Below are 24,953 nucleotides of genomic sequence, written 5' to 3'. Positions count from 1 at the left end.
ATTCATCGACTGACAGGCCGAATCGCGAGCAATGTGGATCGCCACCCCGGTCACTCCTACAGGGTCCGTGTTTGCTGCGCGACAGCGCTGTGTCAGGAACACTGAGCGCGCTCCTACAGATCATCAGAGGGTTGTAGTTTGTTTGATGTGAGCTGCCGAAGGCTGCGGAAGGCAGCGGTATTTCAAGGCACCGAAAAACCAAACAACACCCGCGGCGCATCAACCAGCAAGCCACGAAGTTCAGCCCAGGAACACCCCAGCCCCTGCAACTGGCCGATGACCCGAGCGAAATCAACTTTACTCTCGTGCTGCGTATGCGGCCAGTCACTGCCCCAGACCAGACGATTCATACCGAAGCACTTGATCAGCAAGGGCATGGCTGCCCTGGCAAAACCGGCGTTTTGCTCGGCGCTGCCACCCAGGCGATAAATCGCCGAAACCTTGACCCACACCCGACCGCTCAAACCGCATTCCAGCAGGGCCTTAAATGCCGGATGGTCAACCCCGAGCGGCGCTTCAGGACGGCCAAAGTGATCGACGACGATCTTGCAGCCAAACGGCATCAGGCCTCGAATCAGAGTTGGAATATCGTCTACCCCACGATGCAACTCCACGTGCCAGCCCAGCGCTGAAACTTCATCGAGAAGACGCTTCCACGCGGACTCGGTGAAGTCAGGCAAAGGCTTGCCCATCAGGTTCAGACGAATGCCGACGATGCCCTGCTCGTCCATCTGCCGAAGCGCTTCGCAGCTGATATCAACATCAACCACCGCGACACCACGCAATTGCTCAGGAGCCTTTGCGAGCGCGGCCAGCAGATACTCATTGTCAGTGCCGAGAAAGCTCGGCTGCACCAACACGCCGTGGCTCAGGCCATTGTCGTGAAGTTGCTGCAGGTAGGCCTCAAGGGTGGCGTCGTAGTCCGGGGTGTAACGGCGACCCGCCGTCAGGTTCAGATCACTGCTGAATACATGGGCGTGGCCATCGATACCGATGATCGGGGAAGTGCGGGAGTCAGGCATGGAGCTCATCTATCAAGAAGGCGCGGCGGATACCATACCCACCGCGCGTGGATCTGCTGCAAATCAGAAGCTCAATCAGACATCGGATCAGGCTTGCTGCGGGGCTTCACGTCCTTGAGCCCCATCGGCTTCAGGTGTGGCCGCCTCCAGACTGCGGCCACGGGTTTCGGGTAAGCACAGCGCGGCGATCACTGCCACGCCGTAGGCGATACCGGCGTCGATACCGATGGCTGTGCCCAACGACATGGACTCACTCATGTGACCGACCATGAACGGGAAGACTGCCGACAGCACGCGGCCGAAGTTGTAGCAAAAACCAACGCCTGCGCCGCGCACATCTGCCGGATACAGCTCATTGAAAAACGAACCGAGGCTGGCCGGAATACCGGCTGCAAAGAAGCCCAGCGGGAAGCCGAGGAACAGCATCTGCGTGTTGGTCAGTGGCATAAACACATAGCACTGCACCGTGATCACGCAGCAGATAGCGAACAGCAAAATGTTCATGCGCCGACCGATACGGTCGATCAGGAAGCCGCTGGCCACGCACCCACACCAGAAGGCAACAATGATTACCGCCAGATAACCGCCCGAGTTCAATACCGACAGGTTGCGCTCGGTTTTCAGGAACGTCGGCAGCCAGGTCATCACCGCGTGATAACCACCGTGTGCGCCCAGCCCGAGGATGCCGCCCAGCAGAGTGACCCGCAGCAGTTCAGGGCGGAAGATCCCGGCCATGGACTTGAAGAAGCTTTTCGGCGTGGTCTTGTCTTTTTGCTGACGCTGGAAGCTGTCCGGTTCTTCGACGTTGCGACGTACCCAGATAATCAACAGGGATGGCAACAGACCGACAAGGAACATCGCGCGCCATGCAATATCCTGCGGCACCAGCGAGTAAATCAGAGTGAACACCAGCACCGCCAGCCCCCAACCTACAGCCCATGCGCTCTGCACGGTGCCCATGACCTTGCCGCGGTATTTGGACTGGATGGTTTCCGCCATCAGCACCGCACCGGCCGCCCACTCGCCACCGATGCCGAAGCCTTGCAGGGCCTTGACGATCAAAAGCTGGTTAAAGCCAGTGACGAACGCCGATAGAAAAGTGAAGAATGAGAACCACAAAATCATCCACTGCAGGGTGCGTACCCGGCCATAGCGATCCGACAGAGTACCGCCGACCCAGCCGCCCAATGCTGAGGTCACCAGCGTCACACCGCTGATCAACCCGGCATCGCCCTTGGTCAAGGCAAAGGCGGCAATCAGTGCCGGAATTGCCAGACCGAACATTTGCACTTCCAGCGCATCCAGCGACCAGCCGCCGAAGCAGGCCCAAAACGTTTTGCGCTCACGAGGAGTGACTTGGCGATACCAACTGAACATGGTTTTTGTCCTTATAAGAATTTACCCGGAACCGCTAGATGAGCCATGCAGGACCGAATTCATCGCGAACCGATATTCCAGCCGACAAATTTTCACCGGATGTAAATGCCTTTCGCGAATGAATTCGCTCCCACCTGGCGCCCCGCTTTCAATCCAGGCCATTGCGTTTTTTTGATAAAAAGCTGCGAACGAACCGTCAGCGGATTTCCACGCTGTAACGGAAATGGCTGGCATGCCCACGCGAACGACGCCACTCCAGCGGTTCGCCGGCGTAGTTGCGCGCCAGACGTTCAATCACCACCACCGGGCTCTTGGCGGGAATCTGCAACAGACGCGCATGCACATCACTGACCGCCTCGGCCGTCAGGGTCTCTTCGGCATAAGCGACTACCTGGCCGCACAATGCTTCGTAGATCGGGTACAGCAACGGCCCCTGACGCTGCAGGTCGTTGTCCAGCAACGCCTGAAATTGAACCTGTGGCAGCCAGATTTCTTCCGCCAGCATGGGCTGTGTTTCAAGCAAACGCAGACGCACCATGCGAATCACCGGCGAGTCAGGAACCAGACCCAATGCCTGGCTGACGGCTGACGGCGCGGTCATTGGCTCAATCGACAGGATTCGGCTTTCCGGAACCTGACGGGCGCCAGCAGCGGACTGGAAACGGAAGAAGCGGAACAGCGAGGACTCAAACTGCGGACGACGAATAAATGTTCCGCGGCCCTGCTGACGCTCGAGAATATTGTCGGCAACCAGCATGTCGATGGCTTTGCGGACCGTGCCGGTGGACAGGCAATACTCGCTGGACAGTGCCGCTTCGGTAGGAATCGCCTCGCCTGGACGCCAACGATTATTGGCAATCTGCTCGGCCAACTGATCCCGCAGACGTTGATAAAGAGGTAAACGCTCATCACTGGATAATTTGTTCATATTGTTATTTATCTAGTCATCTATATGAATGTGAGACGAAGTATTGTCTCGATCATCAGGACCGTCAAGGCAACCAGACGACATTTTTTCGCCCCGTTCTATAAGATGATCGGCGTTTAGCCCTATCGCTCAAGCAAAGGGTGATCTTTGAATGTGTAGTGAACCGAGATGATGCAATTGACGAAAATGGATGCCGGACTGGCTGACTGGAACGACCTGCGAAACGCCCATGACGAAAGCTGGGGGCTATTGATGGGTAACGGGGCGAGTCTTGCCGTCTGGAAGAACTTCGCATACGACTCGCTGTTCGACCTGTCCCAGACTACTCGCAGCAACCCCATGAGTCGCACTGAACTGGCGGTGTTCAGCGCCATGGAAACCAGCAATTTCGAACCGGTGCTGGCCGCGCTGAAATCAGCCATGCGGGTCAACGCTGCGTTGACCATCAGTTCGTCATCGCCGCGCAATCGCTACTTCGCCATCAAGGAAGCGCTGATCCACGCCATTCGTTCGGTGCATATTCCGTGGAAACTGATCGAGGCCAACACTCTTGCGCGGATGAACACCGAGTTGCAACGCTACGCGACCGTGTATTCAAGCAACTATGATTTGCTGGCCTATTGGGCGGTGATGCATGCGCCGGAATACTTCGACGATCTTTTCAACGATGACGCGACGTTCAATCTGCATGCAACACGCGCTACTGCTACCCGCGTGCTGTATCTGCATGGCGGCATGCATCTGGTGAAGAACCTCGACGGCACCGTGCGCAAGCTGTTGTCATCGGAAAGCTCGCTGCTGGGCAGCTTCGCTATCAATGCCCTGGACGATGTGCCGCTGTTCATCAGCGAAGGCACCAGCGCTGAAAAAATGAAGCTCATCCGGACGTCGGATTACCTGTCGTTCTGTCATGGGCAATTGGCACAGCATGGCGATGCGCTGTGCATTTTCGGCCATGCACTGGGCAAGCAGGATGCGCATATCATCGCTGCGATCCGTCAGGCCCGGCCGAAGCGGATCGCGATTTCTGTCCTGCCGCGCAGTGAAGCGTTTATCGAGTTTCAAAAGCGGCATTACATCGGGTTGTTGGGTGATCTGGATATCGAACTGAGCTTTTTCGATGCGAAAAGTCATCCGTTGGGCAGTGCGGATTTTTTGGTGAAAGCCTGACTGTAATGCTTACTCCTGTGGGAGCGAGGCTTGCCCGCGAAGAACGATAACGCGGTGCGTCTGATCCACCGCGTTATCGTTCTTCGCGGGCAAGCCTCGCTCCAACAGAACTTCAATCGAGAGCCTAGCGCGCCCCCGCCCGCCGCACCGGCGCCAACTCTGCGGCGATATGCTCCACCAGATACTCCGCATCCCGCGCCACACCGGAAAATCTGCCGGAACCCCAGGTGTGCAGCCACGGCAAGCCGAGGAAGTACAGGCCCGGCTGTGCGGTGATACCTCGCTTGTGTCCGGGATGGCCGCGACCATTGAACACCGGGGCTTCAACCCAAGTGAAGTCAGGCGTAAACCCGATACACCACACAATACTGGTGATACCCGCCGCGTTCAGATCCAGTTCGGTGCGCTCCTGCTCAGGCGTCCATTGCGGCGAATAAACCTCACCGGCTGGAGCATTGATGCCGTGCTCCAGAATGTATTTATCGATGGAGCCATTGATCCGGTTATAGACCGCATCAGCGCTGTCGAGACTGTCTTTGAGGTTATTGGCAAACGTCAGCGTGTTGCCCTTCAAGCCTTGCAGGCGTCCGAACAGTTCCATGCCCTCGACCGCGAAACGACGCAGGTCGATATCGCGACCACCGTCACGCCCCGTGACGTAATGATTGGTGTTGTCGCGCACGCCTTCACGCAGCGGATGCGTGTCGACACCGATTTCGTAGTAGCCCATTTCGGCCAGCCAGTCGACCACGTCCTTACCGCGATAGAAACGCGCGCAACGGGGTGCATCGCCTACGGCCAGATAGACCTTGCGCCTGGCCAGGTGCAGGTCTTCGGCAATCTGCGCCCCGCTCTGCCCTGAGCCCACCACCAACACATTGCCTTCGGGCAGCGACTCGGCGTTGCGGTATTGCTCGGAGTGAATCTGGGTAATTTGCGCTGATACCCGCTCAGCCAGACGCGGGATGATCGGCGTGTGATAGCCGCCCGACGCGACGATCACCTGATCGGCCGTGAACTCGCCCTGAGAGGTGTGCACCTCAAAGCCGCCGCCAACGCGTGGTACCACGCGCTGCACCGCCACGCCCTCAAGCGCGGGCGCATTCACCGACGCGACAAACCCCGCCAGATACTCGTTGATTTGATCCTTGGTCATGAAGCCATGGGGATCCTTGCCCTGGTGCTCTACGCTGTAGCGATACCCAGGCAATGCGCATTGCCAGTTGGGCGTGACCAGACTGAAAGCATCCCAGCGCTGAGTGCGCCAGGTATGGGTCAGGCTGTTTTTTTCCAGCACCAGATGATCAATGCCGTGGGCCTGTAAATAATGGCTGGCAGACAAACCGGCCTGACCGCCGCCGACGATGATCACGCTGTGATGGGGTGGTTTGATTGACGTGAGAGGGTTGGGCATGGGGGCTCCGGGATAAAGTGTGGGCTATGTTTGGTATCTGTTGGAGCGAGGCTTGCCCGCGAATCGGACGATGAGATACATCAGACAGAACGCGTCATCGTTCTTCGCGGGCAAGCCTCGCTCCAACAGAACAAAGTCAGAAAGAACTCCACCCCGAGCTGGGCACCCGCCCGCCGCCTTCGGTGCGCATACTGATAACCTCCACAGCGCCGTCTTCCTGACGCATGGCCTGGCCCTTCAGGGAGTTGAGGGTGTCCATCGCCGAGCTGCAGTAGAAGCCTTTGACCTGCTTGACCCGCTCCGAGGCATTGTTGAGGCCGCCTTCGATGCGTTCCAGAAAGTCGGCCAGCGGGTAACTGGCGCCTTCCTGCAAGTGGTCGTAAATCACCGTCGAAGGTGAATAGCCGGAGGCTTCTTTGCCGTTGGGCCAGCGAATGGTGAAATTGACAGCGGGCATGTCAGTGCTCCTGTGGGATGGTCAATGAGGACAGATCAAGATGGGCGTAACTGAAGCCGGTAAAGGCCTGCTCGCCAAGATTCCAGAACTCGGCGTGTTGCGAACCGGCCTGCACCGTCAGCGCGGCACTGGCGTTGACCTGACCGATTCGCTCGCAACACAGCCCTTCAAATGCAAAGGCGGCCTGCACGCTGAGCCAGTCCCTTTCATCAAGGGTCATGAGAAAGCCGTAGCTGGGAAAAACCTGTAGCCAGCGCTGTGGATCAGCATCCGGCGGGCATGGCAGCGCACTCAAATCCACATGCCCACCACAACCGGTGGCCTCCAGCAGCATCAGCAGGCTGCCCAATACCCCGGCGTTGCTGATGTCCTTGGCGGCATGCAGCAACTGCGCTTCGGCCAGACGCGGCAACACGTCCAGCTTGCTGCGCAGCCGTGAGGCCGGGACACCCTCGAACGCTTTCCAATAGGTCGTGTCCGCGTGCCAGTGACCTTCGAGGTCCACCGCCATGGCAATCACCTGCCCCGGCGCGACATGCAGGCTGGAAAGCAACTTGCTGGCGACCCCGGTAATCGCCACAGCCAGCGCAGTCGGATTGCCGTTGGCCAGACTGGTATGCCCGCCCGCCAGCATCAAACCGTAGGCCTCACACGCGGCGCGAATGCCGGCCAACACTTGCTGGGCGGCGTCTTGATCATGGTGCCAATACGCGTTGACCACCGCTGTGGCCCGACCGCCCATGGCGGTGATATCGCTGACATTGGCCATCACTGCCGACCAGCCCGCGAACCACGGGGCGGCGCTGACGAATCCGGGCAACATGCCTTCAATCGCCAACAACTGATAATGCTCACCGCAGGCGATGGCCGCCGTGTCGTCGCCGGGCAAGGCGTAGAGTTCGGCACGAGTCATTACCTTGTCCGCTTTACCGATGACCGCGGCCGGCTGCTGAATGGCCTGCTTGGAAAGCATCGCCGGGGTGTTTCGCAACAGTCCGAGCAGCGCTGGCAGATCGTTGATCTCACGCATGGCGAGCCGCCTGCAAGGTACGAAGCGATACCTGACGCGGCATGAATGGGTAGCGCGTCAAATCGGCCTGCATCAGGCAATGAGGCTGGCCGAGTAACTCCAGGTGATTCAGTGTCTGCCAGTGCAGCGCCTGGAAATACAGTTCGTTCGCCGTTTGCACAGTGGCGTGAAAGATTTCGCAGCCCAGATCCTTTGCTCGCGACACCGCTTCATTGACCAGTGCCTTGCCGATCATGCTGTGGCGTCGGTAGGCCGGCGCAACGCACAAACGTCCGCCAAACCACACGCCAGGTTCGGGCTGGTAAATCCGTACCGCGCCGACCACCTGATCGGCCATGCCGCAATTACCGGCCAACGCGACAATCGCGATCGCCTGAAAGTCGTGACCGTCCTTGTCTTGCGCCAACAGTTGTTGCTCATCGGAGAACACCGCACGGCGCAACGCGTAATACGCCTGTTTTTCCCAGTGCTCGGTGGCCGGTTTAACCAACAGTTCACCGGCACGAAAAGGCTCGAACGTGCTGTCGACAAGAGCAAAGGCAAGACTGGACATGAGCGTTTCTCCCTTGGGTAAACCGGCTTACTCGTAGTTCTTCAATGCCGAGCACGCGCCACACTTCGCGCAACCGGCATTGATCTGTTCGGAATGCAAACCGTGACGACGCAGGCTCGCGCCAATCTGCGGATACAAGCGGGACATCATGGCGCTGTCGGGTTTGGGATGACGGGCCAGTGGCGTGCCGTCGATCGGTACAAAAGGCACCACGAACGGATACACACCCAATTCGCACAAGCGCTCACTCATCTCGGTGATCGCCGCTTCGCTGTCGCCCAGTCCGGCAAGGATGTAGGTGCTGACCTGACCGCGACCGAACACCTCGACCGCCGCGCTGAAGGCTTCGAAATAACGCGTGAGGGGCACTTCGGCCTTGCCGGGCATGATCCGCTGACGAACCTCGTCAGTGACTGCCTCCAGGTGCATGCCCAACGACACCACACCACTGTCGCGCAGTCGCATGAACCAGGCGTCTTCGTCGGGCGGCTCGCATTGCGCCTGAATCGGCAGATCAACTGCTGCCGTCACTGCAGCGGCGGACTCACACAGAATCGCTGCGCCGCGATCAGGCGTTTGTGGCGTGCCGGTGGTCATCACCATGTGCTTGACGCCGTCCAGTTCGACTGCAGCTTTCGCCACTTCAGCCAGTTGCTGCGGACGCTTGCGGGCAATGGTTTTACCCGCCGCCAGGGATTGGCCGATTGCGCAAAACTGACATGAAGTGCCGCGATCATTGAAGCGGATGCAATGCTGCAGCACAGTCGTTGCGAGCACATCGCTGCTGTGCAATGTGGCGATTTTCCAGTAAGGAATACCGTCATCGGTGCTCAACCCGTAGAACTTCGGCACGCCCGGCATCTGTACCTGACCGACCTGCAGACCCTGGCGAAAGATCAGCGCCTGGCTGCCATCTTCACTGGGTTGCGCCTGATACGGAGAATCCTGAGAGGCCTGATTGAGGATCGGCACCATCATGGTCCTGCTGCCGAAACTCAGCGCCTTGTGGTCCGACGGCCCTGCTCCGCCCTGCCGCGACAGACCGTTCTGCGCGGCGGGCCAGCGCACCCCTTGGCATTGCAACTCGGCCAGCAATTCATTGGTCTGCATGGGCAAGCTCCTCGGTTTTGAGTTGAGCGGCGCGCTCGTGCACATGCGCGGTGGGCGTGCGATCAATCAGCAGGCTGAGCAGTTCCGGGCGGCTGTAATGCCCCACCGAATCCATCATGCGTTTACGCTTGTCGATCAGAGCCAGATCCAGATCAGCAATCACCCAGCCTTCCTCCGAACGCAGCGGCTCGCCAAGCAATTTGCCTTCCGGCGACACAATGGCCGTGAAGCAACCGCCGGAAATCGGCGCCAGACCGCAGCCGGTGTCCTGCATGATTTGCCCCTGCTGATCAGCGTCCAGCCAGGCTGTGGCGTTGACTACAAAGCAGCCTGACTCAAGGGCGTGATGGCGGATGGTGACTTCGATCTGCTCGGCAAAAATGTCCCCTACCAATGAGCCGGGGAACATCGCCACATGAATCTGCTCGCCGTCGGCCATCAAGGCATAGCGGGCCAACGGGTTGTAATGCTCCCAGCAGGCCAGCGAGCCGATGCGGCCGACCGCGCTGTCCACGGCACGCAAGCCGGAGCCGTCGCCCTGCCCCCAGACCATGCGCTCGTGATACGTCGGGGTAATCTTGCGACGGTGCTGAATCAACGTGCCGTCGGCATCGAATAACAACTGCGCGTTGTAGATCGTGCCGCCATCGCGCTCGTTGACGCCGATAGACGCGACGATCCCTGCCTCACGACAGGCCTCACCGATCTGCCGGGTCACGTCGGAAGGCACCGTGACGGACTGTTCAAGGAGTTTCAGGTTTTCCTTGCCCATGGCGAATGGCGGCTGGACGAAGGAAAAATAGGGGTAATACGGCACCACGGTTTCCGGAAAAACCGCGAACTGCACACCTTCGCGCCCCAGCGCCAGCAAGGTTGTGCAGAGCTTGGCAACAGTGGCTTCCCGGGAGTACAACACCGGGCTGAACTGAACGGCGGCGGCGCGGATGGTGGTCATTTGGGAGGTCCTGAAAATTTTGGCGGCTTTCATGAAACTGATTTGAAATGAGATCCAACTGTGGGAGCCGGGCTTGCCCGCGATGCATGAGACGCGTCTTGAAGGTACACCGCGTTATCGTTTATCGCGGGCAAGCCCAGCTCCCACAGGTGCATTCCATGCAGGCACCGCGTGTTCTGTTACGCCGTCCAGGTATCGATAATCATCGCGCCCTCGCGGCGCATCAGCAGGCGCAGGTCCATGACGTCCAGTGGGTTGATGGGACGAATACCCTCAATCAGGGCTTTTTCGGTCTGGCCGTACAGGGCCTGCAAGGCGAAGCGGCAGGCGTAGACTTCGCCGCCTTCGGACATGAACGCTTTGATCTGATTGTTCACCGCCAGATGGCCGGGGAAGGCTTCTGCACCCAGCGTCGGGAAACCACGCTGCACACCCAGCTGCACGCCGGGTCCGTACAACAGGATTTTGGTTTCAAAGCCTTTGCGCAGCAGGCGTTTGGCCTGGAGCATGTTGACCAGGCCGATAGAACCTTCGAAAGCGATGGTGTGAAACGTGAGCAGGGCTTTTTCGCCCGGTTCGGCTTTGACGTCCTCGAAGACTTTTTCTTCGTAATTGACCAGGAAGTCGCCGTCTTGATAGTGAGCAATGTCCACGCTTGGCATATCGTCGTTCTCCAGTAAGTCATGTTTTTATCAGCGGCTCGAAAACGCCGGGGTGACAACAGGACAAGAGCGAACGCCGTGCCAAAAATAAAAATGTTGTTCGTATGCTGGCTAAGCCACTGATTATCAAAAAGATTAAGATCTGATCCGGTTTTTACGGACCTATCTGAGCCTATCGCCGGATCACGCATTCCCGTAGAAATACGAATCTTCGTAGCGCTGGATCACGAGATTTCGTAATGAGCGAGCCAGATTCACTGACCGGCTGGGCCGACCTGGCCTATTCTTCGCGGCACATGGTGTTCGAGCACTGCGCCGAGGCCATCGCCCTGCTCGACCCCGTGGCGGATCGCTTCGGCGACCTGAACGTGGCGGCCTGCAAGCTGCTCGGCTATCCGCGCCAGGAACTGCTGGAACTGCCGGTCAGCAAGCTGTTCGGTCATCAACTGGCCGACCTGATCGTCTTTACTCAAGCCGTCATGAATAAAGGACGTGGCTGGACCGAAGACCTGAGCTGCAATTGCAAGACCGGCGAGCGCATAGAGCTCGAATTGTCGGCGACCATTCTGCAGGTCAAAGGCAACCCGCAGCTGATTCTGGTGATGCGCGAAGCCAGTCATGAAAAATACCAGCGTGATCAGGCCCACACCGAGCGCACCATGCGCGGCGGGCTGCTGGAATGGCGCAACATTCTCAACCTGTTTCAGGAAACCGAGCGCGATAACCAGTTGCTGCTCAGCGCCGTCGGAGACGGTATTTACAGCATCAACACCGATGGCCTGGCGACCTTCGTCAACCCGGCTGGCGCACGCATGCTGGGCTGGGAACCGGCAGACATGATCGGCAAGAACATCCACCGCATTCACCATCACACCCACGCCGACGGTAGCCATTACCCGGTGGAAGACTGCCCGATTTATAAAGCGGTACGCGATGGTGTGGTTCATGAGGGTCGGCAGGAGGTCTTTTGGCGCCGAGACGGGAGCTCGTTCCCGGTGGAATTCACCAGTACGCCGGTGATTGCCGATGGTCGAATTGCAGGTGCGGTGGTGGTATTCCGCGACATCACCGAGCGGCGGACCACGGAGAACCAGCTGCACAATGCGCTCGAAGAGCTCAAGGTGCTCAAGCAGCGCCTTGAAGAGCAAAACGCGTATCTGCAGGAAGAAATCCACATCGAACACAACTTTCGGGAAATCGTCGGCCAGAGCGAGCCGATCCTGAAAATCATCAAACAGATCGACGTCGTGGCGCCGACCGACGCCAGCGTGTTGATCAATGGCGAATCCGGCACCGGCAAAGAATTGATTGCCCGGGCGATCCATCAGGCCAGTCGACGCAGTGCCAACCCGCTGATCAGGGTCAACTGCGCGGCGATTCCCACCGAGTTGTTTGAAAGCGAGTTCTTCGGCCATATTCGCGGTGCGTTTACCGGAGCGATTCGTGACCGTGTCGGACGTTTTGAACTGGCGGATGGCGGCACTCTGTTCCTTGATGAAATCGGCGAGATACCACTGGAGTTGCAAAGCAAACTGTTACGAGTTCTACAGGAAGGCCAGTTCGAGCGCGTCGGCGAAGAACGCACGCGCAAGGTTGATGTGCGAATCATCGCCGCGACTAACCGGGACTTGCGTCAGGAAGTGACCGCCAAACATTTCCGCGAGGATCTGTACTTCCGCCTTAACGTCTTTCCTATCCAGTCCCCGGCCCTGCGCGAGCGGCCGATGGACATTGCGCCATTGGCTGCGCACTTCCTCAAACAGACCGCCAAACGCCTGAACATGCCGGGTCGTCGGTTGCGCAACAGTGACATCGAGCGCCTGCAACGCTATTCATGGCCCGGCAATATCCGTGAGTTGCAGAACGTTATCGAACGAGCGCTGATCACCTCTCACGGTGCGGATTTGAATATGGACCTGCCAGACGAGCCCAACAGAACCGAAGCCGCCCCTGCCCTGCTTCCCGCCACGAGCATCATGACCGACGCTCAAGTGAGAGAACTGGAACGAAGCAACATGCAGGCGGCACTCAAGGCCTGTAATGGCAAGTTGTTCGGCAAGGGAGGTGCAGCAGAGTTGCTGGGTTTGAAACCGACGACATTGGCGTCGCGGTTGAAGCGGCTGGATATCATCGTTTAGGGATCCAAGCCCGGACCGGTAGGAGCGAACTTGTTCGCGAAGCGGTAGACCTGAATCACCGCATCAAGCCCTATCGCCAACAAGTTGCCTCCTACCTGACCCAGCGTAAACCGGTAGGAGCGAACTTGTTCGCGAAGCGGTAGACCTGAATCACCTCATCAAGCCCTCTCGCCAACAAGTTGCCTCCTACCTGACCCAGCGCAAACCGGTAGGAGCGAACTTGTTCGCGAAGCGGTAGACCTGAATCACCGCACCAAGCACTCTCGCCAACAAGTTGCCTCCTACCTGATCCAGCGCAAACCGGTAGGAGCGAACTTGTTCGCGAAGCGGTAGACCTGAATCACCCCATCAAGCCCTCTCGCCAACAAGTTGCCTCCTACCTGACACCTCGCGCCACACGGTAGGAGACCAGACGCTGCGCCGGCGACATCCGCTGCAATGAATCCGTCAACGAGCGTTAACGACCTTCTCCAGCCAACCCGCCAAATCGTTGACCTCGGTCTCGTTCACACCGTGAGGCAGCCGGGCATAGGCGTGGTATTGCGGCTTGAGCCCCAACGCTTTCAGGTACGACTCGGCATCGCTCGAGCCCTGCACCGGGATCAGTGTGTCGGCTGTGCCGTGGCCGATGAAGACCGCGAGTTTGCGCAGCGCCGGATCAGGCTTGAGTTCCGCCTTGAGCACCGGCAGCATGTGGCCACTCAACGCTGCAAAGCCTCCAACCAGACCGGGATCACGCAGCGCCACTTCGTAGCTCATCATGGCACCCTGACTGAAGCCCACCAGAAAGACCTTTGACGGCTGGGTCTGGTATTTGCTCGTCGCCTGTTCAATGAACTGCTTCAGCAATTGCCCGCTGCTTTCAAGGTCCGACGTTACGCCGTCGTAATAGGCAGAATCCCGCTTCGGGGTGAACCACTGATAGCCCTCCTCCCTTGCGTTCATCGGCGCCCGCACCGACAGGTAGTTGTAATCACTCGGCATCAGCGAGGTGAAGCTGAGCAGGTTGGTTTCATCGCCACCGTAGCCATGTAAAAAGATGACCAGCGGCTTGTCTTTGACTTCAGTGCTGGCCTGTTCCACATAAGCCAGAGGCAGATCACGCAACAATGGCTGCCCGGCCTGAGCCAACCCGCACATGGCAAACAACATGAAGGCAAACACTTTCAACATTAATCAAGACCTCGGATGAGCGCTGCCTGTCTTCAGGACAGCGCTAAGTGGGGGGTAAGGATCAATCGTCGATGCCGGTGTGGCTGACCCTTTCCGGACGCAGCAACTGCATTTGCTGACGATAATCATCCGTCACCTGACGGGACTGGCTGCTGCTGGTGATCACACGTGGCGTTATCAGCACGATCAGCTCGGTGCGCGCCTTGGATTTGCTGGTAGTGCCGAACAACCAGCGCAGACCGGGAATCTTGCCCAGATACGGTATCGAGCTGGTGGTCTCGGAATTGTTCTGATTGATCAGACCGCCTAGCAGCACTGTCTGGCCGCTTTGTACGGCAACCTGAGTCGACACCGAACGGGTCGAAATGCTCGGATTGGCCTGCGTATCGGTGATAGTAGACGTGTCCGCATTACTGACCTGCTGCTGGATGTCCATGTACACCAGACCGCCCGGATTGATCCGTGGTACCACATCCAGAATCACACCGGTCTGCACGTATTCGACGCTGCTCAGGGTGGTATCGGAGTTGATGGTGTTGACCGTGGTCTGGCTGATCGGGATGTTATCGCCGACCTGGATCTGCGCCTGCTGGTTGTTCATCACCACCAGAGATGGCGCGGACAGCACCTGGGTGCGGCCGTTGGTTTCCAGGGCACGCAGGGCGACTTGCAAGTTACTGCTGACAAACGAGTAGAACAGCGAGGAGTTCTGAACCCCTAGGCCGCCGCCGCCCAATGCGCCCTGACTGCCAGAGGCATTATTGATGTTGGTGGTGCCAGTGTTACCCGCCAGACGGCCCAGGTACCACTGCACTCCCAGATCAAGGTCGCCGGTCAGATTGACTTCGAGAATCCGCGTTTCGATCTGCACTTGCAGCGGCGCGTTATCGAGGCGCTTGATGGCCGCTTCGATCTCCTTCCACTGCGCCGGGCGGGTACGGACCAGCAACTGGTTGCTGCTCTTCTGTGCAGTGATACGGGTGCTGGCATCGATGCCCTTGGGCGTGTTGCCGGTACCGCCGCCCTGCTCCGCGCTGGTGTCGGATTCGCTGTCGAGGTTTTCTTCGCTGCTTTCGCTGTCCTGCTCTTCGTCGCCGCTGCCCATGCCCTGGTTCTGGTTGTTGCCCATCCCCATGCCGCTGCTGTTGCTGCCCATGCCGCCCACACCACCGAAACCGCCGGTGCTGTTGTTCATGCCATTGGAGGTGCCACCTGAGCTCAATGATGAGAGCGAGCGGGTGCGCAGACCCGGTGCAACCTTGGCCGCAGAGTCATCCTTGATCGCGCCGTTACCGTAGATCTGGCGCAGGTATTTGGCGAGGTCGGTGGCTTTCATGTTGCGCACATCGTAGACGTACATTTGCGGCTCGTTGCCGCCACCCTCGTCGATGGTCCGGATCCAGTCACCCACTTCACGCAGGTACTCCGGCTGCGAAGAAATCGCCACCACGGAGTTGGTCCGTTCGATGGGCAGGAAACGCACCATGCCCGCCAACGGCATGCCGCTGTCGGGGCCGAACATTTTTTGCAGTTCTGGCATCAGCTCGCCAACCGAGGCGCGCTGCAAACCAAACACACCTACTGACATACCCTTGAGCCAGTCAACGTCGAAAGTGTCGATGGTGTCCTGATAGTTGGCCAGTTCATCCGGCGTACCCGACATGCTCAATACGTTGCGTGCCGGATCAACCAGCAGGAAGGCGTTTTCCCGGGCGAACGGCTTGAGCAGTTTCTGCATCTCGGTAGCCGAGATATAGCGCAGCGGGAACAGCCGCGCCGACATGCCGGCTGCGGGCTGGGATACGGTCATTTCCGGCACAAGCTTGCCCGCGACCGCCTGATTGGCGGGCAGAATCACGTAGCGATCGCCCTGCTTGATCATGGCGTTGTCAGTCCAGGAGAGCAGCGTCTCGAGGATCGACAGCGCTTGCCGCTTGTTTACCGGCTTGGAGGTCGAAAAGCTCACCTCACCCTTAACGCCTTGAGCAATGCTGTAGTTCTCATGCAGCAGGTCGCCCATGATGCTGTTGATTACGGCTTCGATGGGCTGGTTGGTGAAGTTGAAAACGATGTCACCGACTTCAGCGTTACGACCTGCAGGCGCTGAAGATGGCGACGCGGACGTCGGCTTGCGCACGAATTGCTGGTTGCCACGGATCAACTGCCGGGTAGGCGCTGTGGCGGGTTGAGGCTGCGACGCTTCCTGCGGAACCTGCTCACTGCGCGGATCAACCGGCGGACGTTGCGAGCCGGTGCCGTTCAGGGCCTCGCGCAACATGTCGCTGTCTTGATCGTAATTGTTGGGCGCTGTGGCACAGCCGCCGAGGGCGACAGCTGTGGCCAGGCACAACATGGGAGTGCGCAAGCGAGGGAATTGACGAACGCCTGAAGAAGTAGCCATTTACTGGGTGGACTCGCGAGGAAGAGAAATCGGTGGTGTTTTAGACGGCGGCGGCAAACGCAGCGCACGCAGCGCCAGGCTTTGAGTGCGACCGCCGGAAGAAAAATCGGCTTGCATGGGGGTCAGCTTTTCCAGCTTCCAGCCGTTGGGCAGCGACTCGCCCTGGTGCACTTTCAATGGTGGTCCGTCAGTACGTTTGATCAAGGCAACCCGCAGTTCGCCGTCGATCATGATCCCGGTCAACGTCAGTCCCGCGAGACTGGATGCCTGAGCTTTTCCAACCGAGCGATCCGGCGTGCGGTCGGTACTGAACAGCGGGGCCTGCCAGGTTTGCGCAAGGCTTTGCAGCGTGGCGCTCGGGGCGACAAGCGATTTTCCGGCTTTGTCATTTTGCGAACGCGGAGCTTGTGCCGGCAACCAGTCCGGGGAATTGGCCGCGCCGCTGACAATTGCGGTAATGACCAGACCGAGAACGGCCGCCAGACCGAGCAAGCCCCATTCGGTGGAGCGCAATGAACCGATCATTGGGCATCCTCTTCAGTTTCGGGCGCGTCTTGAGCTTCGGATGCCTCTTCAACTTCAACGCCTGCCGGTTGCAGATAACCACGGACCAGTAAGTGTGCGACCAGCTTGCCAGCCCCGCCTTTAACCGGCGCATCGGCACCACGGCGCACGCTCATTTCATCGACGAACAGAAACGGTCGCTGGTATTCCAGCTCGTGCAGGATAGCGGTCAATGGCTCGATGGCGCACTCCAGGGTCAGGCTGACTTTGACCTGGCGGTACGGCTCGGCGCTGTCCTGTTCCGGAGTGATCGGCATGCGCTGGGTCAATGCACAGCCGCCACCGGTGCTCGCGTGACTGTTGATCAGGTCGGCGATGCGCTGCATCAAATCGGCAGCCACGGCGCTGGGATCATCTCCGGGCAACAGGCTGGTGCTGCTGGCAGGATCGTTACGGGCCTGTTCAAGTTGCTTTTTCAGCGTGTTGCCCTGGCTCAGCAAGCCCGCGTAGCGCTGTTGCTGCTCACGTAGCTGGTCGGCCTGAGCATCGATTTCACGCAGCGGCCCGGCGAACCAGCTGTCGATCAGCAGCCAATAGGCGAAGCACAGCACCAGCGCCAATACGATCAGCGCGGCACCGCGACGTTCACGGCTGGTCAGTGGTCGGCGCATTTGCGGCCTCCTGATGCAAATGGGCGCGCAGCGAGAAACGATCCTTGCCGGTTTGTGGGTCAGGCTGAATGACGCCCTGAAATTGTGCGTTGTCCAGACTGTGGCAATCTTTCACCCGGGCAATCAGGGCGCTGGCCTTGGCGCTTTGCCCGGAAAACGAAACTTCGGCGCTGTCGGTGATTTCCAGTTGGTCGATCCAGGTGTCACGCGGCAGGCAAGCCGTGAGTTCACTGAGCAGCGATGCATACGTCGGCTGCGCGGCTTTACGCTGGATCAGGTAACTGGCGGCACCGCGGGTATTGGTCAGTTGCTGACGGATTTTCTGAATCTGCGCGACCTGGGCTCTTTGTGCCTGGACGGTGCTTTGCATTTCTTCCAGCAATTGCTGGCGACTGTTGAGCCAGAGAAACATGGCGACGATCAACAGGCCGCCGCACAGCCACAGGAGTTTGCGTTGCAGGCCCAGACCATGGCTTTTCTGCCGAGGACGCAACGGGGCGGGTAGCAGGTCAACACCCAGGCGGGACGCGTGATCACTGCCCACATCCACAGCGTGCGGCTGCAAGCCGAGGGTTGCGCATTCATTGAGAATCGCATCCAGCCGCTCGCGCAGAATCGCTACCAGCGTGACATGAATAAAGGCGCCGCTGCGCTTGTCCTGCCGGGCAACAAAGTACAGCTGCGAGGCATCGTACGGCGTAAATCGGTCCAGTTCATAACCAACCACGGTGTTCAGGTCCCGGGCAGCGGCCAGAGGCAGTTGCAGGCTTTGCACAAGCACCATTGACGGCGGCAGCAGTAAAACCTGTTGTACGTTTGCAGGCAGGACCGGCAACGATCCCACCAACGGCCAGGCATGCAAGTGCTCCGGCGTGTCGTGAATCAACAGCCGCTGCAGTTTCTCGGGCATGCAGGCCCGCAGTTCCGCCAGCCACAATTGCCAGCCGCGTTGCAGCAGGCTGCCGCGCCACTGTTGGGCGATACGCTCGGCAAGGGCCAGTAAGGGCGCAGGCAAGGTCATCTGCCGCGCTGAAAATAGTCGATTCATTCTTGCCAACGCAGGACCCGATAAGGCTGTGCGCTTCCCTCCGATGGGCTCAATAAAACAGTGGTCTGTAGCTCGGCATGGAAACCGCCGGGGCGTTGCGCGTAACTTTCGATCATCAATACTTCACCCGGATCGCTACCCACCGCGCTCTGGTTTGGCAGGTTCAAGGCCCGCCGCAACAACGGCGATGCAAAAGCCGGTTCAGGTCGGTCCAGCCCACTCCACAAGGTCACTTCCGGCAGCATCTGGCGATACAACGCCTGAGTCATGCCCGGTAATTGCCTGACTTCTTCAATCACCCGCAGCGGCGGCGAACCCGAACCGCGACGGCTTTCAATCTCCTGGGCCATGGCCGCAGCCTGATCTTTCCCGGCACCGCAAGCCTGGGCCAGACGGGCAATGTCACCCGCCACTGCACTGTTCAAATCCAGCTTGCCGCGCTCGCTGCGCACCCTGATCCGCAACTGCGCATCATCAAAGCGCAATGCAACTTCCCGGCCATCGGCGATCCAGCGTTTACGTTCCAGCGGATCGCTCAAACCTTTGACTGCCATCGCCAGACCAGCCTCTGCTGCCAAATGCGCCTGAGTGTGTTGCCGGGCCCACAATGCCTGGCGACTTTCCAGTTGCACCCAACTGGCCAGACTGCCGAGTAACAGGCTAAGAAGCGCCAAAGCCCATAACACCAGCAGCAATGCGACACCGCGCTGTTTATCGGGTACCGCCCTCATTGGCCGCCCGCTCCACCAGACAAATCCAGCCGCAGCGCCACTACTTCAGTCAGCCATGGCACCGGGCCGTTGAGCTTAGCGTCGATCCGCACCGCTCGCGGCAGGCGCGTTGGCCAGGGCCAATCGGCCATCCAGCCAGTGGGCTCACCTTTGGGTGTGACCCCCCGGTAGCTCAAACTCAACGACTCAACATTACGCGCCAGCACCTGCGGGTCGCCCCACGGTCTGGAAGTGGTGCCATCGGCTGTGCTCAGAATCTGCGCGAAAGCGACCTGCAACTCCCGATCCTTTACCTCAAGAGTGTGCAGCTGAATCCCGCCGCCCAGCTCCCCCGGCAACGTGGCAACAAATTGCAGGCGCTGGCTTGAGCCGACAAAAAAGCCGCTACTTTCGCTGTCGTCTTCCGAACTGTCCAGCGGTAATGCCTGACCAATGGAATCTCGGAGGAAATTCTGCGCCGCACGCATCTCGTCCAGGCTGGTGGTGTAACGCTGGGCTTTGAGCACGGCCCGGTTGGCACCGAGCATCGCGCCGCCCACCAGAACGAGCAATACACCCAGCAGGCTCAGCACCAACATGATTTCCAGCAGCGTGAAGCCACGCTGGGCCGGTCTCAAGATCCGGCTCCGGTGACTGCGCCACGTAACCTGAGTGTACTGAACTGTGCCCGGCGCTGATGCTCACGTACGTCAAGGTCCAGCCGGAACATCCGTGCCTGACCGTTGCGTCCCGGCATCTGCTGGATATCCAGCTGCCAGCTGATGTCGCCCGCCAGAACGCCTTGCCGTGTACCGCTTTCCAGTGGACCCGCGGCTTCCTGATCCAGAATCGTACGCGCCGCATGTGTCAGGCGATCACTTTGAGATACTTGTTGCAAAGACCGCGCACTCTGCCCAAAGGCCACCAATAACACGCTGCTGCATACCGCCATCACGGTCAGCGCTGCAAGCATTTCCAGCAAGGTGAAACCACCCTGGCTGCCGCCGCTCATGGCAACGCCTTGGACTGCACGCTGCCGGTCAGCCAGCCGATGTCGATGCGCCAGCGCCGGTCACCATTAACCAGAGTCAGGTTGCCGCCGGTGGAACCGCCGTCCGGGTAGAACTCGACAGTCGAGCCCATCTCCGCAGCCGTCTGCAAAGTCACCTGCAACTCCGGCGGCCAGTGATGAATACGCTGGTCCGGGGCCTGGAAGGCTTTCGACCTGAGATCAAAAACGGTACGCGCCGGTTGCCCGGTGACAATCGCCTTGACCCGCGTCGCGCGTAACGCGTTGACCATTTGCCCGACGGTTTGACGCTCTTTGGCCGCACTCAGACCCTGCTGTAAACCGAACCCTACCAGGCCAATGGCGATGCTCATCAAAACGATGACCACCAGCATTTCCATCAGGGTAAAACCACGGCTTGCAGCACGACTGTTCATGATCGGTGATTATTCCCAGTTGCCCAGGTCAGCGCTGTAGCCTTCGCCGCCTGCCTGGCCGTCCTGGCCGAAAAAGATCAGGTCAAACGTGCCGTGCTGGCCCGGGAAGCGATAGCCGAACGCGTGACCAAACGGGTCTTTGAGGTCCGAAGGCTTGGCATACGGACCAGCCCAGCCGGAAGCATTGCCGGATTTCTCCACCAGTTGCTGCAGGGTTTTAGGCGGCGAACCGACGTCCAGCGCGTAGCTTTCGATCTTCATCGACAGGCTGGCCAGTTGCGCTTTGCCAGCACCGTATTTGCCCTTGTCGACGTTACCGCCGACCTGACGCACAACAATGGTCGCCACGATGCCTAGCAACACGATAACCGCGAGCATTTCCAGCAAGGTGAAGCCGTTTTGTCTGCGGCCCGGTTTGAAGCGTTTACGGCTGAAACTCATCACAATCGTTTCCTCTTTCGAAAATTCAAATATTGCTGGTCAGGCTCATCAACGGCAGCATGATCGCGAGCATGATCACCGCCACCATCCCGGCCATGACCACGGTCAGAGCAGGCACCAGCGCCGCGAGCATCCGGTCAATGCCGCGCTTGGCCTCGATGTCGAATACATCCGCGACCTTGAGCAACATGCTGTCCAGTTCACCCGCCTGCTCGCCAACTTCAATCATTTGCAGGGCCAGATCCGGCAACAGCGGCTCGGCGCCAAAGGCACTGGCCAGCGTGCCGCCGCCTTTCACTGACTCTGCGGCTTGCGCGACCTGCGCTTGCAGCGCGCGATTAGTACAGACCTGACGGGCAATGACCAGCGCTTGTAACAACGCAACGCCATTATTGAGAAGTGTGCCCAATGTTCGCGCCAGACGAGCAGCTTCGATCCGTTGCAGCAGCGGGCCGATGACGCGAATCCCCAGCAGACGACGATCATGACGTTCACGTCGGGCCGGATCCTTGCGGCGCACCATCACCAACCAGATCAAGGCAATCAACCCGGCCAACACCGCCAGCCCGTAAGCACTTAAAAACTCCCCCAGGCCGAGGATCACTTCAGTGATCAACGGGATCGGCACGCCCAGGTCCTTGAAGATCGGCACAAACTGCGGCACCACATAGGCCAGCAGCAACGCCAGAGATCCCAGCACGCCCACAACAAGAAACGCCGGGTAAATCAGCGCGTTGATCACTTCGCCGCGCAGCAACTGACTGCGCTCCAGATAATCACTGAGCTGGCGCAAGGTGCTTTCCAGCGCACCGCCCGCCTCACCTGCGCGAACCATGCTTATATAAAGAGAAGAAAACTGCGTGCCCTCTTCTTCCAGCGCTGCCGAAAGCGGCTTACCGGCCTTGACCTGTTCGCGAATGCGCTCGATCAACGCCCGGGTCTGCGGCTGGCCGGGCTGCTTGAGCAGAATCCCCAACGAGCGCTCCAGAGGCTGACCGGCACCGAGCAACGTTGCCAGTTGCTGGGTAAAACTCACCAGCGCCGCACCATTGAGCATGCCGCGGCCGAGTGCATTACGCAGGCCGCCCATACCCGCAGGGTCGATTTGCAGGACCAGCAGGCCGCGCTTTTGCAGAACAGCAACGGCCGCGTCCTGATCCTTGGCATCCAGAGTGCCATTTTGAGCAACGCCCTGACTGTCCAGGGCGCGATATTTAAACAGGCTCAATTACCTTCCCCGCGGGTCACCCGCAAGACTTCCTCAAGAGAGGTGACACCGGCCACTGCCTGACGCAAACCTTCTTCATGCAGGGTCCGTAAACCACCACGACGGGCCGCTTGCTCCAGCGTCGACGCATCGGCATGACGCATCAGCAGGCTGCGCAATTCTTCGTTCATCACCAGCAATTCAGTGATGGCACTACGGCCGCGATAGCCACCACCGGGCGCATCGGGGCGTGGACGGTACAGCATGATTGGACGTTCGTCAGTAAAACGATCAAGTCCATGCTCTTCTATTAATTCAGGCGGCGCTTCAAACGCTTCGCGAGTCGCAGGATCGAGACGACGCACCAGACGCTGGGCCAGAATACCGTTCACGGTGGAAGCAATCAGGTAACTCTCGACGCCCATGTCCAGCAAACGGGTGATACTCGCCGCCGCACTGTTGGTGTGCAGGGTCGAGAGCACCAGGTGACCGGTGAGCGAGGATTGAATGGCGATGCGGCAGGTTTCCAGGTCACGCATCTCACCGATCATGATCACGTCCGGGTCCTGACGCACGATGGAACGCAGCGCTCCAGCGAAGTCCAGACCGATAGCGGGCTTGACCTGAATCTGGTTGATGCCTTCGAGCTGGTACTCCACCGGGTCTTCAACAGTGATGATCTTGCGTTCGGCGGTGTTCAGCCGGGACAGCGCGGTGTAAAGCGTGGTGGTTTTACCTGAACCGGTCGGACCGGTCACCAGGAGGATGCCGTGAGGACGTTCCAGCACTTCAAGAAATTCGTCGAGGCGTTCGCCGTCGAAGCCCAGGCTTGGGAAGTCGAAATTGATGGTCTGCCGATCCAGCAGACGCATGACCACCGACTCACCAAAACTGGTGGGCACGGTAGAAACCCGCAAGTCGAGCTCCTTGCCTTGAATACGCAGCATGATCCGCCCGTCCTGAGGCAACCGACGCTCGGCAATATCAAGCCGGGCCATGATCTTCACCCGCGAGATCACCGCCGCCGACGAACTGGACGGCGGCGCTTCGGCTTCGTGCAGGACACCGTCGATGCGGTAACGGACTTTGAGCTGGCTTTCAAATGGTTCGATATGAATGTCGGAGGCGCGATGCTCGACGGCCCGTTGCAGGATCAGGTTGACCAGACGAATCACCGGCGCTTCGGACGCCATGTCTTTCAGGTGTTCGATGTCCTCAAGCGAGCGGCCCTCTTCATCGAGGTTCTCGATCAGCGTGCCCATGGCTGAGCGACCCTGGCCGTAATAACGCTCAATGAGGGTTTCGACTTCATTACGGGGGCCGACCGACAGCAAGACCGGCACATCGCAGGCGTATGCAACGGCTTGAAACGGATACAGCAGATGCGGATTGGCCGCCAATACGCGCAAGCCACCGTCACTCCAGCCCAGCGGCACGATCTGGTAGTGACGCATGAAGCGCTCGGTCAACGGCGGCAACGGGTCCAGCAGCGGCGGCGCGGATTCGGCCAGCACCAGCGGCGCATCAAGAAGAGCCGCCCAAGCACGGGCCAGTTCAAATTCGGAGACCAGACCCAATCGGGTCAGCAAGCCCAGCAGCTCGGCGGATTCGGATTCTTGAGCCGATTCCTGAGCCAGACGACGGGCACGTTCCAGATCAACGGTCTTCAGACCGGCATTTTCCATCAACCAGGCGCAAACCTGCTCGGCATCGGGGATCACTAATCGGGAGGTATCGACGGGGGCGGACATATAGGTGCGGGCATCTGTACAGATCGAAGGAGCAAGGGTACCAGCCTCTTGACCGAATCGGGATCAATCAGGAGGCCGGTAGAAAAACGGTTAGACCATCAATTCGAGGTTTTTTGCGAATTGTTTTTGGTGGCGTCGAGCGGACGACCGCCTTTGGTGGTCTGGGCTTGCTGTTTTTTCAACACTTTGGCGTCTTGAGTCTGGGTCAGCACCGTGGAATCGGTAGCACCGGATTTCGCATCGGCATCGGTCGCTTCAGCAGCGATTGCAGCACCAGTAAGTGCAAAACCCAACACCACGCCCGCACCAATAAGAGGCAACTTCATAAACTATCTCCCACAAAATAATAATAAATAGCTACGCAATACCCGCCGAAAAACAGAGGCATTAAAACCGCAACTAAGGGGAACCTCGGTATCGTGCCAGCAGCGAAGATGAATCGCTCACCGAAAATTCTTAAACCAATCGACCAGTAGGTTTAGCATGAGTTCAAATTTGTAAGCAAAAAAAACAAAAATTCACTCAAAACGAGCTTTTGTTTGACATTTCGGGTTGAGAATTGTCTTAATTACGCCGCCAACGCGAATCAAAGTGCCATCTTGTGATGTCACAGTGATATCAAGTAAAGACACGAAACACATAATTCTTACAATATAAATACACGTTTAAAACACTAACTATTGCGCTGAGATTAATACTCGGAAAGTCGCGAAGAAGGTGAAGTATTGCCCGAATAAAAGTTCGTGAGCAGTCAGAATTGAGCAGCCTTTAACAGCATAAAACTT

Annotated in this window: 25 protein-coding genes; 2 read left to right on the top strand and 23 right to left on the bottom strand. The window is 58.8% G+C overall.

Annotated features, from left to right (window positions below; all coding sequences use genetic code 11):
- Positions 1-182 precede the first annotated feature (182 nt).
- From AO242_RS25420 to AO242_RS25410, 3 genes are all read right to left on the bottom strand, one after another.
- Positions 183-1,022 (bottom strand): amidohydrolase family protein, encoded by an 840-nt coding sequence (locus AO242_RS25420; protein ID WP_099270853.1) that lies wholly within the window; start codon positions 1,020-1,022, stop codon positions 183-185.
- Between the two features lie 87 nt (positions 1,023-1,109).
- Positions 1,110-2,399: an MFS transporter gene (locus tag AO242_RS25415; protein WP_099270852.1), complete on the bottom strand. Its 1,290-nt coding sequence runs from the start codon at positions 2,397-2,399 to the stop codon at positions 1,110-1,112.
- A gap of 196 nt (positions 2,400-2,595) precedes the next feature.
- On the bottom strand, positions 2,596-3,327 hold the full coding sequence (locus AO242_RS25410; protein ID WP_176560697.1) for a GntR family transcriptional regulator: 732 nt from the start codon (positions 3,325-3,327) through the stop codon (positions 2,596-2,598).
- Between the two features lie 168 nt (positions 3,328-3,495).
- Between AO242_RS25410 and AO242_RS25405 the strand changes: the two genes are divergently transcribed.
- Positions 3,496-4,497: a DUF4917 family protein gene (locus AO242_RS25405; RefSeq protein ID WP_373562257.1), complete on the top strand. Its 1,002-nt coding sequence runs from the start codon at positions 3,496-3,498 to the stop codon at positions 4,495-4,497.
- Between the two features lie 124 nt (positions 4,498-4,621).
- On the opposite strand, the gene AO242_RS25400 is transcribed toward AO242_RS25405, so the two are convergent.
- From AO242_RS25400 to AO242_RS25365, 7 genes are all read right to left on the bottom strand, one after another.
- Positions 4,622-5,911 carry an MSMEG_0569 family flavin-dependent oxidoreductase gene (locus AO242_RS25400; protein WP_099270850.1) on the bottom strand — a complete coding sequence of 430 codons (1,290 nt, stop codon included), beginning with the start codon at positions 5,909-5,911 and terminating at the stop codon, positions 4,622-4,624.
- 136 nt (positions 5,912-6,047) lie between these two features.
- Positions 6,048-6,368 carry an MSMEG_0570 family nitrogen starvation response protein gene (locus AO242_RS25390; protein WP_099270849.1) on the bottom strand — a complete coding sequence of 107 codons (321 nt, stop codon included), beginning with the start codon at positions 6,366-6,368 and terminating at the stop codon, positions 6,048-6,050.
- Position 6,369: 1 nt separating this feature from the next.
- Positions 6,370-7,398 (bottom strand): sll0787 family AIR synthase-like protein, encoded by a 1,029-nt coding sequence (locus AO242_RS25385; RefSeq protein WP_099270848.1) that lies wholly within the window; start codon positions 7,396-7,398, stop codon positions 6,370-6,372.
- Positions 7,391-7,951 (bottom strand): MSMEG_0567/Sll0786 family nitrogen starvation N-acetyltransferase, encoded by a 561-nt coding sequence (locus AO242_RS25380; protein ID WP_099270847.1) that lies wholly within the window; start codon positions 7,949-7,951, stop codon positions 7,391-7,393. The genes AO242_RS25385 and AO242_RS25380 overlap by 8 nt, the downstream gene beginning before the upstream one ends.
- Positions 7,952-7,978: 27 nt before the next feature.
- Positions 7,979-9,061 carry an MSMEG_0568 family radical SAM protein gene (locus tag AO242_RS25375; protein WP_099270846.1) on the bottom strand — a complete coding sequence of 361 codons (1,083 nt, stop codon included), beginning with the start codon at positions 9,059-9,061 and terminating at the stop codon, positions 7,979-7,981.
- A complete protein-coding gene (locus tag AO242_RS25370; protein WP_099270845.1) occupies positions 9,048-10,016 on the bottom strand; it encodes a Nit6803 family nitrilase in 969 nt (322 codons plus the stop codon). Before AO242_RS25370 ends, AO242_RS25375 begins: the two co-directional genes overlap by 14 nt.
- Before the next feature lie 179 nt (positions 10,017-10,195).
- Positions 10,196-10,678: an MSMEG_0572/Sll0783 family nitrogen starvation response protein gene (locus AO242_RS25365; RefSeq protein ID WP_027900808.1), complete on the bottom strand. Its 483-nt coding sequence runs from the start codon at positions 10,676-10,678 to the stop codon at positions 10,196-10,198.
- Positions 10,679-10,917: 239 nt separating this feature from the next.
- Between AO242_RS25365 and AO242_RS25360 the strand changes: the two genes are divergently transcribed.
- A complete protein-coding gene (locus AO242_RS25360; protein WP_099270844.1) occupies positions 10,918-12,816 on the top strand; it encodes a sigma 54-interacting transcriptional regulator in 1,899 nt (632 codons plus the stop codon).
- 447 nt (positions 12,817-13,263) lie between these two features.
- On the opposite strand, the gene AO242_RS25355 is transcribed toward AO242_RS25360, so the two are convergent.
- The 13 genes from AO242_RS25355 to AO242_RS25295 form a co-directional block, all read right to left on the bottom strand.
- Positions 13,264-13,989, bottom strand: coding sequence for an alpha/beta hydrolase (locus AO242_RS25355; RefSeq protein WP_099270843.1), 726 nt, complete (start codon positions 13,987-13,989; stop codon positions 13,264-13,266).
- A gap of 61 nt (positions 13,990-14,050) precedes the next feature.
- The gene (gspD, locus tag AO242_RS25350) at positions 14,051-16,390 is read right to left on the bottom strand and encodes a type II secretion system secretin GspD (RefSeq protein WP_176560696.1); all 2,340 of its coding nucleotides are present in this window, start codon (positions 16,388-16,390) and stop codon (positions 14,051-14,053) included.
- A complete protein-coding gene (locus tag AO242_RS25345; RefSeq protein WP_099270841.1) occupies positions 16,391-16,915 on the bottom strand; it encodes a general secretion pathway protein GspN in 525 nt (174 codons plus the stop codon). It abuts the gene before it with no gap.
- On the bottom strand, positions 16,912-17,565 hold the full coding sequence (gspM, locus tag AO242_RS25340; RefSeq protein ID WP_027900813.1) for a type II secretion system protein GspM: 654 nt from the start codon (positions 17,563-17,565) through the stop codon (positions 16,912-16,914). Before gspM ends, AO242_RS25345 begins: the two co-directional genes overlap by 4 nt.
- Complete coding sequence (locus AO242_RS25335; protein ID WP_099270840.1) at positions 17,540-18,613, bottom strand: type II secretion system protein GspL; 1,074 nt, start codon at positions 18,611-18,613, stop codon at positions 17,540-17,542. The genes gspM and AO242_RS25335 overlap by 26 nt, the downstream gene beginning before the upstream one ends.
- On the bottom strand, positions 18,610-19,344 hold the full coding sequence (locus AO242_RS25330; protein ID WP_095098762.1) for a type II secretion system protein GspK: 735 nt from the start codon (positions 19,342-19,344) through the stop codon (positions 18,610-18,612). The genes AO242_RS25335 and AO242_RS25330 overlap by 4 nt, the downstream gene beginning before the upstream one ends.
- Positions 19,341-19,961, bottom strand: a complete 621-nt coding sequence (locus tag AO242_RS25325) for a prepilin-type N-terminal cleavage/methylation domain-containing protein (protein WP_099270839.1) — start codon at positions 19,959-19,961, stop codon at positions 19,341-19,343. The genes AO242_RS25330 and AO242_RS25325 overlap by 4 nt, the downstream gene beginning before the upstream one ends.
- Positions 19,958-20,335 carry a type II secretion system protein gene (locus AO242_RS25320; RefSeq protein ID WP_095098758.1) on the bottom strand — a complete coding sequence of 126 codons (378 nt, stop codon included), beginning with the start codon at positions 20,333-20,335 and terminating at the stop codon, positions 19,958-19,960. Before AO242_RS25320 ends, AO242_RS25325 begins: the two co-directional genes overlap by 4 nt.
- Entirely contained in the window at positions 20,332-20,769 is a 438-nt protein-coding gene (locus AO242_RS25315) for a GspH/FimT family pseudopilin (RefSeq protein ID WP_080238180.1), read from the bottom strand. The genes AO242_RS25320 and AO242_RS25315 overlap by 4 nt, the downstream gene beginning before the upstream one ends.
- Positions 20,770-20,778: 9 nt before the next feature.
- The gene (gspG, locus tag AO242_RS25310) at positions 20,779-21,210 is read right to left on the bottom strand and encodes a type II secretion system major pseudopilin GspG (protein ID WP_027900819.1); all 432 of its coding nucleotides are present in this window, start codon (positions 21,208-21,210) and stop codon (positions 20,779-20,781) included.
- A gap of 25 nt (positions 21,211-21,235) precedes the next feature.
- Positions 21,236-22,438 carry a type II secretion system inner membrane protein GspF gene (gene gspF, locus AO242_RS25305; protein WP_099270838.1) on the bottom strand — a complete coding sequence of 401 codons (1,203 nt, stop codon included), beginning with the start codon at positions 22,436-22,438 and terminating at the stop codon, positions 21,236-21,238.
- The gene (gene gspE / locus AO242_RS25300; protein WP_099270837.1) at positions 22,435-24,168 is read right to left on the bottom strand and encodes a type II secretion system ATPase GspE; all 1,734 of its coding nucleotides are present in this window, start codon (positions 24,166-24,168) and stop codon (positions 22,435-22,437) included. Before gspE ends, gspF begins: the two co-directional genes overlap by 4 nt.
- Before the next feature lie 98 nt (positions 24,169-24,266).
- Positions 24,267-24,494, bottom strand: coding sequence for a hypothetical protein (locus AO242_RS25295; RefSeq protein ID WP_027900822.1), 228 nt, complete (start codon positions 24,492-24,494; stop codon positions 24,267-24,269).
- Positions 24,495-24,953: the final 459 nt, after the last annotated feature.

Source organism: Pseudomonas sp. ICMP 561 (genome assembly GCF_002699985.1).
Classification (GTDB): Bacteria; Pseudomonadota; Gammaproteobacteria; order Pseudomonadales; family Pseudomonadaceae; genus Aquipseudomonas; species Aquipseudomonas quasicaspiana.
This window is presented reverse-complemented; position numbering and strand designations above follow the sequence as displayed.